This window comes from Tabrizicola piscis, assembly GCF_003940805.1.
In the GTDB taxonomy this organism is placed as follows: domain Bacteria; phylum Pseudomonadota; class Alphaproteobacteria; order Rhodobacterales; family Rhodobacteraceae; genus Tabrizicola; species Tabrizicola piscis.
Window position 1 is genome coordinate 2,436,902 of sequence record NZ_CP034328.1, and the last position, 11,284, is coordinate 2,448,185.

General features: G+C 63.3%; 11 protein-coding genes and 2 tRNA genes. 5 read left to right on the top strand and 8 right to left on the bottom strand.

What is annotated here, in order from left to right:
• Positions 1-72: 72 nt before the first annotated feature.
• Together EI545_RS11885 and EI545_RS11890 are read right to left on the bottom strand one after the other, a co-directional pair.
• Positions 73-639 (bottom strand): dimethylsulfonioproprionate lyase family protein, encoded by a 567-nt coding sequence (locus EI545_RS11885; RefSeq protein ID WP_125325674.1) that lies wholly within the window; start codon positions 637-639, stop codon positions 73-75.
• Between the two features lie 16 nt (positions 640-655).
• Positions 656-731 (bottom strand) — tRNA-Arg (locus tag EI545_RS11890).
• A gap of 355 nt (positions 732-1,086) precedes the next feature.
• Here EI545_RS11890 and EI545_RS11895 point away from each other — a divergent pair.
• The gene (locus tag EI545_RS11895) at positions 1,087-2,028 is read left to right on the top strand and encodes a LacI family DNA-binding transcriptional regulator (protein ID WP_245990370.1); all 942 of its coding nucleotides are present in this window, start codon (positions 1,087-1,089) and stop codon (positions 2,026-2,028) included.
• A 127-nt stretch (positions 2,029-2,155) separates the two neighbouring features.
• Here EI545_RS11895 and mtaB read toward each other — a convergent pair whose 3' ends face one another.
• The gene (mtaB, locus tag EI545_RS11900; protein ID WP_125325676.1) at positions 2,156-3,406 is read right to left on the bottom strand and encodes a tRNA (N(6)-L-threonylcarbamoyladenosine(37)-C(2))-methylthiotransferase MtaB; all 1,251 of its coding nucleotides are present in this window, start codon (positions 3,404-3,406) and stop codon (positions 2,156-2,158) included.
• Positions 3,403-4,254 carry a diaminopimelate epimerase gene (gene dapF / locus EI545_RS11905; protein WP_125325677.1) on the bottom strand — a complete coding sequence of 284 codons (852 nt, stop codon included), beginning with the start codon at positions 4,252-4,254 and terminating at the stop codon, positions 3,403-3,405. Before dapF ends, mtaB begins: the two co-directional genes overlap by 4 nt.
• Before the next feature lie 95 nt (positions 4,255-4,349).
• Here dapF and EI545_RS11910 point away from each other — a divergent pair.
• Positions 4,350-4,425 (top strand) — tRNA-Lys (locus EI545_RS11910).
• A gap of 58 nt (positions 4,426-4,483) precedes the next feature.
• On the opposite strand, the gene EI545_RS11915 is transcribed toward EI545_RS11910, so the two are convergent.
• Together EI545_RS11915 and EI545_RS11920 are read right to left on the bottom strand one after the other, a co-directional pair.
• Complete coding sequence (locus EI545_RS11915; protein WP_125325678.1) at positions 4,484-5,188, bottom strand: winged helix-turn-helix domain-containing protein; 705 nt, start codon at positions 5,186-5,188, stop codon at positions 4,484-4,486.
• On the bottom strand, positions 5,160-5,444 hold the full coding sequence (locus tag EI545_RS11920) for a hypothetical protein (protein WP_125325679.1): 285 nt from the start codon (positions 5,442-5,444) through the stop codon (positions 5,160-5,162). The genes EI545_RS11915 and EI545_RS11920 overlap by 29 nt, the downstream gene beginning before the upstream one ends.
• A gap of 261 nt (positions 5,445-5,705) precedes the next feature.
• Between EI545_RS11920 and EI545_RS11925 the strand changes: the two genes are divergently transcribed.
• The 3 genes from EI545_RS11925 (at position 5,706) to EI545_RS11935 (ending at position 8,128) form a co-directional block, all read left to right on the top strand.
• Positions 5,706-6,170: a hypothetical protein gene (locus EI545_RS11925; protein ID WP_125325680.1), complete on the top strand. Its 465-nt coding sequence runs from the start codon at positions 5,706-5,708 to the stop codon at positions 6,168-6,170.
• A 115-nt stretch (positions 6,171-6,285) separates the two neighbouring features.
• Positions 6,286-6,918: a ribonuclease HII gene (locus EI545_RS11930; RefSeq protein WP_125325681.1), complete on the top strand. Its 633-nt coding sequence runs from the start codon at positions 6,286-6,288 to the stop codon at positions 6,916-6,918.
• 88 nt (positions 6,919-7,006) lie between these two features.
• Positions 7,007-8,128 (top strand): site-specific DNA-methyltransferase, encoded by a 1,122-nt coding sequence (locus EI545_RS11935; protein WP_125325682.1) that lies wholly within the window; start codon positions 7,007-7,009, stop codon positions 8,126-8,128.
• Positions 8,129-8,206: 78 nt separating this feature from the next.
• On the opposite strand, the gene EI545_RS11940 is transcribed toward EI545_RS11935, so the two are convergent.
• The gene (locus tag EI545_RS11940) at positions 8,207-10,057 is read right to left on the bottom strand and encodes a GtrA family protein (protein ID WP_125325683.1); all 1,851 of its coding nucleotides are present in this window, start codon (positions 10,055-10,057) and stop codon (positions 8,207-8,209) included.
• Between the two features lie 166 nt (positions 10,058-10,223).
• A complete protein-coding gene (locus EI545_RS11945; protein WP_125325684.1) occupies positions 10,224-11,237 on the bottom strand; it encodes a glycosyltransferase family 2 protein in 1,014 nt (337 codons plus the stop codon).
• Between the last annotated feature and the right edge of the window lie 47 nt (positions 11,238-11,284).

Consider the following 11,284-nt stretch of genomic DNA (forward strand, 5'->3'; position numbering starts at 1 on the left):
TTCTTCAAAGAAATCGCACCGGAGCCTTCAAAGGCTCCGGTCCGGAATTCTCAAAAATTCCGGCGCCCACACTTACAAGGGCAGGTACCACAAGGCCAGAAACGGCCCCGCGCCCGACCGCATCGCATGCGCGATTCCCGGCGGGTTGTAGATGAACCCGTTCGGGCCGGGGTCGGTCCAGTCCATCGCCGCGTTCCACCATTCCCCCGGCGTCAGCGACAGATAAACCTCCTCCGGTGCGTGGTGGTGGTCGGCATAGCGCACGCCCGGGGCCATCACCGTGACGCCGACCCACAGGTCATCCCGCGTCTCAAGCCCGCCCGGCCCAAGGATCACCGCATTGGCGTGCCCGTTCCAGAACGCTGCATCCGATGGGTCCGCAGACCCTCGCCGCGCCCATGCCAGCTGTCCTTCAATCCCCGCAAAGGCCACAGCCAGCCCCGCCCGCGGCCCTTGCACGCCCGCCAGCGCCACACCCACCCAGTCGCACACCGGGAGCCGCGCCGGTTCCCCACCCGGCCTGCCGACCGACGCGTCCCAGCGTTCGATCACCGTCTCTGCCACGCGCCCAACCCGGGCCGCCCGCAGCGAAACATCCGAGGCCGCCAGAAACGCTTGCACCAAAGGTTGTCGGGTCATTGCGCACCAATCAGGATGGTGACCCCGGATGGATTCGAACCATCGACCTGCCGCTTAGGAGGCGGCCGCTCTATCCCCTGAGCTACGGAGCCAGTCACTGCCCGTCATGCGTCGAAATGCGCCACAAGGCAACGGGTCAAGGCAATCGGGGAAAAGAAAAGGCGAGGCGGGGGAAAAGAAAAGGGGAGGCAAGTTTTGGCCCACTACCCCCCCTTGGTCCGTCGCATCCGGGTTGAGAGCTTGTCTTGGATACGCAGGATATGGCCAGCACCGGTGGCTGTTAGCGCTAGCAGTATCAGATGAATGCGCCTTGGACAAGCCCGGCCTTTGGCGCTAACAAAGGGTATCCCAAGCCCGCGCCGGAACCTTGCATTGACCAAACCCATCCCCGACCCGCGCCATACCCTGACACTGCGTGACGTGTCCGAAGCCTCTGGCGTCTCGGAAATGACCGTCTCCCGCGTGCTGCGCAACCGGGGCGACGTCTCGGCCCCGACCCGCGAAAAAGTGCTGGAGGCCGCGCGTGCCCTTGGCTACGTCCCGAACAAGATCGCAGGGGCCTTGGCCTCGCAGCGGGTCAATCTGGTTGGCGTCGTCATCCCGTCCCTGTCGAACATGGTCTTCCCCGAGGTGATGACCGGCATCTCTGCCGTCCTTGATGGCACCGGCCTGCAACCGGTTGTTGGCGTCACCAACTACCAGCCCGACCGCGAAGAGTCGGTGATCTACGAAATGCTGTCCTGGCGGCCTTCGGGAATGATCATCGCAGGGCTGGAACACACCGACGCCGCCCGCGCCATGCTGGCCCGTGCCGGCATCCCCATCGTCGAGATCATGGATATCGACGGTGACCCCATCAACCATGCCGTCGGCATCTCCCACCGCCGCGCCGGGCGTCAGATGGCCGAGGCGATCCTTGCCGCAGGCTACCGCCGCATCGCCTTTCTCGGCACGCAAATGCCGAACGACCACCGCGCCAAGAAACGGCTCGCCGGGTTTGAAGAGGCGTTGGCCAAGGCGGGCCAATCGCTGGTGGACCGCGAATACTACTCGGGCGGTTCGGCACTGCTGAAGGGGCGCGAGATGACCGCCGCGGTCCTTGCCCGATCCCCCGATGTGGATTTCCTCTACTATTCGAACGACATGATCGGCGCTGGGGGCCTGCTCCATTGCCTTGCCGCCGGCCTCGACGTTCCGGGCAAGATCGGTCTGGCGGGCTTCAACGGGGTAGAGCTACTCGATGGTCTGCCGCGCAAGCTTGCCTCAATGGACGCCTGCAGGCTGGAAATTGGCCGCCGCGCCGCCCAACTGATCGCCGACGCGCCGGCAGAGGCGCAAGTGACGGAGCTGTTCCCCACGCTTCAGGCGGGCGATACGATCCGGGGCTAAGGGGCAGTCCTGCCGGTCTTTCAGACGCCCGCAGGAAGACCGCAAAACCCTAACACCTGGTAAATGGCGCACCGTAACGCATTGAAATCATGGAAAACTTCAAATGTCCCTGCCCGGGACATCACCGTCAGGCCAACAGCCGCGCCCCGTCCTGACCCAAGGCCCTGACGTCCAGAATGGCCCCCTCCGGCTGGTCCGTGGCAAAGGCAACCTCGGCGAACCCCTCGGTCCGGCCGACCCGTGCCCCCTCAGTCAGTACCCGGTGGACCTTCCCCACCTGCCCCCGAAGATGCCGCCCCAAGGCCACATCCCCCGCCGCCCGCAATCTTGCGGCCCGGTCCTTGATCTCCGGCCCCCGCACCGCCGGCATCCGCGCCGCCGGGGTGCCCTTGCGGGCCGAGTAGGGGAAGACATGCAGGAAGGTCAGCCCGCACTCCTCCACCAGCTTCAGCGATTGCTGGAACATCGCCTCGGTCTCGGTCGGGAAGCCAGCGATGATGTCCGCGCCGAAGACCATGTCGGGCCGAAGGCTGCGCGCCTCTTCACAGAACCGGATGGCATCATCCCGCAGGTGGCGGCGTTTCATCCGCTTCAGGATCAGATCATCCCCGGCCTGCAGCGACAGGTGCAGATGCGGCATCAGTCGCGGCTCGGTCGCGATCGCCTCCATCAGCGCGGGGTCGGCTTCGATCGAGTCGATGGAGGATATCCGCAGGCGCGGGATCGTTGTCAGCCGAAGGATCCGGCGCACGAGATCCCCAAGGCGCGGCGTGGCAGGGAGGTCAGCCCCCCAACTGGTCAGGTCAACCCCGGTCAGCACCACCTCGTTGAACCCCCGGTCCACCAGCCTCTGGATCTGCTCCACCACCACACCCGCCGGAACCGACCGCGAGTTGCCCCGGCCATAGGGAATGATGCAGAAGGTGCAGCGGTGGTCGCAGCCGTTCTGAACCTGCACATAGGCGCGGTGGCGGCCAAAGCCGTCGATGAGGTGGCCCGCCGTTTCCCGCACCGACATGATGTCATCAACCTGCACCCGCTCGGTCACCCCGATCAGGTCCGGGGCTGCAAGGCCAGTCCAGGTTGAGGCTTGCATCTTTTCGTGGTTGCCGACCACCCGGGCCACTTCCGGCATGGCGGCAAAGGTCTCAGGCTCGGTCTGCGCGGCGCAACCCGTGACGATGATCGACGCGCCGGGGTTTTCCCGCGACAGGCGGCGGATTTCCTGCTTGGCCTTCCGCACCGCCTCGGCCGTGACGGCGCAGGTGTTGACGATGACCGCATCCGACAGGCCTGCGGCGGTGGCGAGGTCCTTCATCGCTTCCGTCTCATAGGCGTTCAGACGGCAGCCCAGCGTCGCGAAAACCGGCGCGTTCATCGGTGGGCGGCCACATAGTCGGCAGACAGCACGCCGTCGAACACCCGCGCGACGGGGCCGGTCAGCCAGACGCCATCGTCACGCCAGTCCACCTCCAGCTCACCGCCGTCCACTTCCAGCGCGACCCTTGGGCCGATCATGCCCCGCAGATGTGCTGCCACCGCCGTAGCACAAGCCCCCGATCCGCAGGCGAGGGTGATCCCGGTCCCCCGCTCCCACACGCGCATCCGCATCCGGCAGGGCGAGATCAGGGAGGCAAATTCGACATTCGTGCGCTGGGGGAACAGGGGGGCATGTTCGATCTGCGGGCCAAGGATGGCAAGGTCGACGGCCTCGGCATCCGGTACGAAGTGCACGCAATGCGGGTTGCCCATCCCCACCGCCACCGGATCACCGGCAAGGGGCAAGTGCAGGTGGTCCACCTCTTGCGACAGGGGGATCGATGCCCAGTCCAGTTGTGGATGGCCCATGTTCACCCAGATCCGGCCATCCGCTGCCCGCTCCGCCCGCAGCCCACCGCGCGCGGTGACGAGGGACACTTGCTCCACCCCCAGCCCGCGCATCACATGATCGGCCACGCAGCGGGTGGCGTTGCCGCAGGCCCCGGCCTGCGTGCCGTCACTGTTCCAGAACACCAGCCCGAAGTCGGCCCCGTCAGCATCCGTGATCTCGGCAAGCTGGTCAAAGCCCACGCCCCGGTTCCGGTCGCCAATCGCGCGGGCCAGACCGGGCGTCATGACTGCGCCAGTCACCGGCCCGCGCCCGCGCAGGTCGATCACCACGAAGTCATTGCCTGCACCGTGCATTTTCATGAACGGCAGGCCGCCTGGCGCTGCGTTGTCTTTCATGCTGGGCCATATACGCCCACCTGACCGCTTTTGCCAGAGCCGCACGTTTTTGCCCTTGACCCCCGGGACGGCCTTGCCTAATCACGCGCCTCGTGGGGCCGGTAGCTCAGTTGGTAGAGCAGCTGACTTTTAATCAGCGGGTCACAGGTTCGAATCCTGTCCGGCTCACCACCACAACAGAAAGCCCGGGCCGCAAGGTCCGGGCTTTCTGCGTTTCGGATCATCGGTGTCAGATCATCCGGATGGTTTCCTTGCCCACTGCCAGCACATAGCCGCGCCGCGCGATGGTCTTGACCAGAAGCTCTGACACCAGCTGGTTGCCCAGCGTGTCACGCAGGCGCTTGACGCGGGTGGCACCAGCCGCCTCGTCGCAGTCCGCCTCATTCCGGCCAGAGATCACCGCCTCGATCTGGGCGCCGGTCAGCACCTCATCATCCATGCGGGCTTCGGCAAGGACCGACAGGGTTTCCAGCGCGGCCTCGGTCAGGGCGAATTCCAGATCGTTGATATAGACCGCCCGCGCCTCGCGGCTGATCATCAGGCTGGCCACCTGAATGCCGGACCGCTGGATCGCCGAGATACGGCGGTTCAGCGCGATGATGGTGACAAGAAACACCAGTGTCGCGATCAGGAGGGCGGTGGAGAAGACCAGCAGCACGAAGATCACGCTGCGATAGCTGGCCAGAACTTCGGAAAACGAGGTCCCGGACTGGGCCAGGATTTCCAGCAGCTTGATCTCGGCCAAAGTATTCAGATCGTCGTTTTCCACGAAGATCCGTTCGACCTTGGCGTTGAAAGCGTTCGCATCGGGCAGGTTGAGAAACAGGAACAGGGCCGCGCCCAGCAGGATCAGGACGATGGCGGCGATACCGAAGGCAACCACGCGGTTGCCCGCCTTGAGGCTTTCAGTAACGGAGGAAATAGGCTCCGGCACTTGCTTTCCTTTCCTCAAGACCGTCGGCGCCGAATGTGGACAGAACGTTCAGCAACGTCCAGCCATCGCGTGCCAGCCTCGGCGCCAATTCGCCTTCGGCTGCTCCGGGCGAACAATTGCCGTCCGATACCTGCGCCACACCGTAGTGCAGCTTCAAGGGCTCATCGCGTTTGGCCTTGTAGTCCGCATAGCATTCCGCCGCGGCAGGCCCGGCAAGGGCCAGCGCAAGGGCGGTTGCGGTCAGTAGTCTTTTCATTTTTTCCGCTCCGGGTGGGAGGCTGCTCGATTACCACCAAAGAATGCGCGCGGGCAGTCTGATATTCAATATCACAACGCTTTTTCCGCCCTTGCTATCGGATAGCAACGCCCGTCCGCCCCAGTGTTATGGCTTAGCAGGGGGGTGTTATTGCTTACGGCATCGGCAGGGGGAGAGGGTTGGGCATCGGGGTCAGAAACCGGGATGTGCAAGCTGGCGCATTTCGGTGACCAAAGACCCAAAGTCAAACAGGAGGCCGGAATGTCCGTCGAATTCAGAAGCAAGTCAAAAAGCATCGCTTCGCGCGGGGTTGGGGAAAGTGGCATCTCGGGTCGCCGTTTCGCAACCGGGCTGACGGGGGGCGCGCTTGTGCTGGCGCTGGTGCTTGGGGCGGCAATGCCAGCCAAGGCCGACAAGAAGGATGATCTGGCCAAGGCGCTGATTGCGGCGCTGGTTGTCGGGGCCATCGTGAACGAGTTGGATGCAGAGCCGCGGGATAGGTACGAACCTGTCAAGCAAAAGCGGGTGCCTTCGGTCTGTGAGATTTCCATCGACGGGGCGCAGCGGTCAGTCAGCCTGTATTCGGAAAACTGCCTGCGGCGCGAAGGGTTCACCCAGCGTCTGCCGCGCAACTGTGCTAATGAAGCGCGCGTCTTCGGCCGGGCGGATCGGGTCTTTTCCGCACAATGCCTGCGGAATGCCGGGTTCCGGCTTTCCGGGCGATAAGCCCCATGCGCGTTCGGGCGGGGGTGCCCTTGAACCCCGCCCAAGCCTGGGGGGTGGAAGGGTGAGCAGCTTTCACCCCCTTTTTCCGCAGCGCGATCCGGTATATCGCGCTGGGATGCGTCATCCTGACCCCGATTTCAGCTATGAGACCGCGACCCTGACTGCAGGGGCCAGTCTGGTTGTGGGGGTGGATGAGGCGGGCCGCGGGCCGCTGGCAGGGCCGGTCACGGCCTGCGCGGTCCGGCTGGATCCCGACCGCATTCCGAAGGGCCTGCACGATTCCAAGCTGTTGACGGCCGCCCGGCGTGAGGCGCTTTTTCAGGAGATCACCGCCACGGCCACAATCTGCGTCGCCCATGCCACTGTCGAGGAGATCGACACCCTGAACATCCTGCGCGCCAGTCATCTGGCGATGGAGCGCGCGGTGGCGGGGCTGTCTGCCGATCATGCACTGATCGACGGCAATATGATCCCCTGCGGGCTGGGCTGCAAAGCGACGGCCATCGTCAAGGGCGATGCCAAATGCCTGTCGATCGCAGCCGCCTCGATCGTGGCGAAAGTGACGCGGGATCGGATCATGGTGGATTTGGCGCAACAGCACCCCGGATACGGCTGGGAAGTGAACGCCGGTTACCCCACCAAGGCGCATCTGGCGGCGCTGCTAAATCTTGGTGTGACCCCTTGGCATAGACGTTCATTCCGCCCCGTCCACAACATATTGTATCAAGAGATTTCTGTAACCCCTTGATTCAATAAAGAATTTGACGCCGAATCATCTGTGACTCATCCTCTGCTTCAAGATCGGCACACAAACGATGCCGACGCAGAGGCAGAGAATGGCGACGAAAACGGCTCCGGTGGCGCAAGCGCTGCCGCTTAACCAGATCATGTCTGGAGATTGCATCGACGTGATGAACAGCCTGCCCGCCGGCAGCGTTGACCTGATCTTCGCCGACCCCCCGTACAACCTGCAGCTCAAGGGTGAACTGCACCGGCCCGACAATTCGCTGGTCGACGCCGTGAATGACCACTGGGACCAGTTTTCCAGCTTTGCCGCCTATGACCACTTCACCCGCCAGTGGCTGGCCGCCGCCAAACGCCTGCTGAAGCCGAACGGGGCGATCTGGGTGATCGGCAGCTATCACAACATCTTCCGGCTTGGCGCGGTGCTGCAGGACCAAGGCTTCTGGCTTCTGAACGATGTGGTCTGGCGCAAGTCGAACCCGATGCCGAACTTCAAGGGCAAGCGGCTGACCAATGCCCATGAAACGCTGATCTGGGCCAGCCGGGATGAAGCGTCGAAATACACCTTCAACTATGAGGCGCTGAAGGCCCTGAACGATGGCATCCAGATGCGGTCGGACTGGGTGCTGCCGATCTGCACCGGGCATGAGCGGCTGAAGGACGAAAACGGCGACAAGGCGCATCCGACGCAGAAGCCGGAAAGCTTGCTGCACCGGATCATGGTGGCCACCACCAACCCGGGCGATGTGGTGCTGGACCCCTTCTTCGGCACGGGCACCACCGGGGCCGTTGCCAAGATGCTGGGCCGCGATTTCATCGGGATCGAGCGCGAAGAAGCCTACCGCAAGGCTGCGCAAACCCGCATCGACCGCGTCCGCCGCTTTGACGCAAGCGCGCTGGAAATCACCGGATCAAAACGCGCCGAACCGCGAGTGCCCTTTGGCCAGGTCGTCGAACGTGGCATGCTGCGCCCGGGCGAGGAGTTGTTCAGCCTTGGCAACCGCCACAAGGCCAAGGTCCGCGCCGATGGCACGCTGATCGGCAATGACGTCAAGGGCAGCATCCATCAGGTGGGCGCGGCACTGGAAGGCGCGCCAAGCTGTAACGGCTGGACCTACTGGCACTTCAAGCGCGACGGCAAGATGGTGCCGATCGACATCCTGCGCCAGCAGATCCGCGCCGAGATGGAGGCGGATACCCGCCCCACGCATTAAGTTTCACAGTCACGCCTGTCCCCCGGACCGCCTGGGGGACACCTGCCCCGCCGTGATGTCACGGCGGGGTTTTTTCAATTAGCGGTTCCGCATGAAATACAGGAAACGGCTTGAAACCGCGGCTTGGTGATACTGCGCAAACACGGCATCCCATGCAGGATCTTCCGCCATGAAGGCGATCCAGTCGAAAGGAGGCGAGTCGAAGTAGCCAGAGTTACGGTCAACGATGATCAGGTCCGGCTGCAAGCGGGTGATATCAAGGATGTTTCCCGTTCGGTTGCGGGCGGCTATCTCGCGAAGACGGTCACAGATCGGGGCCTCAGACACGCAGTCTGTCTTGTCCAGACGGTTGATGGCCCCGGGAACCAGCCAGTTTGCCGGATAACGGCTTACCCAATTCGCACCAATTGCAAATGCGACCGGAGGCCCGGTGTAAACATGGCTGCTGATGGTCATAAGCTGCTTGATTGGGCCAAGTTCGTCCGTGACTTCGGTGATCTCGGGAATGGCGTTGTTGCGATAGAACCCCTGTTGCAGCCCCAAGACGGCGACGGCCGCTGCTGCCAGACCGGCAAGTGCGGCAACTCCCCGGGAACGATCTCTCTGAAGTAGAAGAAAGAACGCGGCCACTGCGGTGAAGGTCAGGAACGGGACTTTGTGGTAGCTGAAACCGGTGCTTTGCAGGAAATAGGTCACAAGACCCCCAGAAGCCAAAGCCACGAACAGCCGCACCTCACGGCTCATTGCCCCGCTGCGATAGGCGACAGCGACCAGAAGCGCAAAGACACCCATGCTGGGGCCCAGTCCTGACACCACTTCCAGCACTGGTTTGCCATACGCCCCGTAGACCCAGGTTGCGGTCGGGGCGATCTGCAGCAGGTAGGCCGGGTGCACCGCCCAGACATAGCCGACATAGGCAACGCCAGTCGCCAGAAAGACCATATTGGCCGGAGCCAGAACGGGCCGAAACGACCGCGTCTCGATGCAGTTGAGGATCGTGACCGCCAGTGGCAAGACCACGAAATGCGGCTTCAGGCACATGCCGATGGCTGCGAACAGCGCCGCCGCCAAAGTCTGCCCCCGGCGCGTTGGACGGGGTGCCGCCTCAATCAACGCCCAAGGCAGGAAAGAGATCACCAAAATCTGGTCGCGTTGGCCAAAACCGTTCAGCGATGGCAACAGCACGGCCAAGGCCGTTCCGAACAGAAAGGCCAATCGCCGGGGTGTGGCCATGTCGTGGGCGGCAAGCAGAATCCGACCGCTCCACACCAATCCGATGGCCAGCAGCAGCGATGTGGCAACATAGTGCCCTTGCTGGTCGGTAATCCCCAGCAGGTCTGCAAGACGCAGGCCCGGCACTGTCAGGTAGAAAGCCAGCGGCGGGTTCACCTCAATGATATCAACGTAAAGCTGCGCGCCGGCCAGCCAATCGCGCGTGGCGAACAGGAACCAGGCTATGTCGTGGTTCACCAGCCGCCCCCAGAAGACGGCAAGCACGGCCAGCGCAATCGCAGCCACCAGCGCCAGATCTGGCAAAAGGCCAAGGCTCGCCTTGGGTGCAGCGGTAAACACCCACATCCGCATGGCGACAAAACTGATCGCGGGAACAATCACGGCGACGGCAGCCATGGCCACCGGAAAGCTTAACCCCATTGGGCCGGTCACCGCCCAGACAGTCGCGCTGCTGGCTGCAAACCCAGTCAGCGCCACCAAGGCAAAGCGGTAGATCTGCTGGCCTGACCGCATTGGGGCGTTGAATGTCACCCGCGCGTGGCCGGTGTAGGAAACGACAAAGGCCAAGGCGAAGCCGATCAGGTTGGCCTGCTGCACCTCAACGTGAAGCAAGGACCGGGCGGCCAAGGCCGTGAAGACATGGACCAAGGTTGCCAGGATGCCGACCCCACCAAACTTGATGACTTGCACGAACATTCCGGGTCAGTCCTTTATTGGCACGGTCGCTGGTCAGCGGCGCAGCGCATTTTGGCGCGATCCCGGGTGCCACCCGATCACGCCGGCACTGGCCAAAGACCAAGCGGTGGAGGACGAACCGCGCCTTGCCTGCCGTTCAACCGTGCAACGGGCCGCGCGCATCCTCCTACACGTCCGCCTTGGCCGAGACGTGCTGCGACCGGATGACGTAAAGCGGGCGTTGGCGCACCTCGGTATAGATCCGTCCGACGTATTCGCCGATGATCCCCAGTGCGAACATGTTCAGCCCGCCGAAGACCAGAATCAGGATCACGGTCGACGCATAACCCGGCACATCGTTCCCGAAGATCAGCGTGCGGACGACGACGAACAAGGAATAGGCCAGCGACAGCATGGCCATCAGCATCCCGAAATAGGTCCAGATCCGCAGCGGCAGGGTCGATGACGAAAAGATCGCGTCCAGCGCCAGCTTCCACAGTTTCCAGTACGACCAGCGCGTCTGGCCGATCTCGCGGGCCGGGCGTTCATAGGTGACTTCCTCGGTCTCGAACCCCACCCAGGAAAACAGCGATTTGTTGCAGCGCGACCGTTCGCCCATCTTGTTGATGACCTGCACCACCTCGCGGTCCATCAGACGAAAGTCGCCCACATCGCGCGGGATCGGCTGTTCGGACAGGGCGTTGAAGATGCGGTAGAAGGCGTTGGCCGACCGGGCCTTCAGCCAGGTGTCGCCGTTGCGCCGCGACCGGCGGGCGTTGACCACCCTGGCCCCGGCGATCCAGCGGTCGATCATTTCGCGCATGACCTCAGGCGGGTCTTGCAGGTCAACGTCCAGCGGGATCACCGCGTCGCCCGTGGCGTGGTTCAGCCCGGCGATCAGGGCGGCCTCCTTGCCGAAGTTGCGTGACAGGTTGATCAACGAGATATCGGTGCGCTTTGCCGCTTCGGCCATGATGCGCCGTTCGGTGGCATCGCGGCTGCCGTCGTTGACAAACAGGATGTCGAAGGACACCAGCAACCGAAGGTCCTCCATCACCGGCGATACCTTGTCCAGAAACGCCGTGATGCCATCCTCTTCGTTGAAGACCGGCACAATCAGGGTCACCCGCCGCAGCGGTGCCAAAGTGGATGTTTCCCTGTGGTCCGTCCCGAATGGCACGACTTCTGCTCCAGGTTTCATGGACAATCCTCCGACGCCTAGACCACCTTTACCATGACAATGAGCGT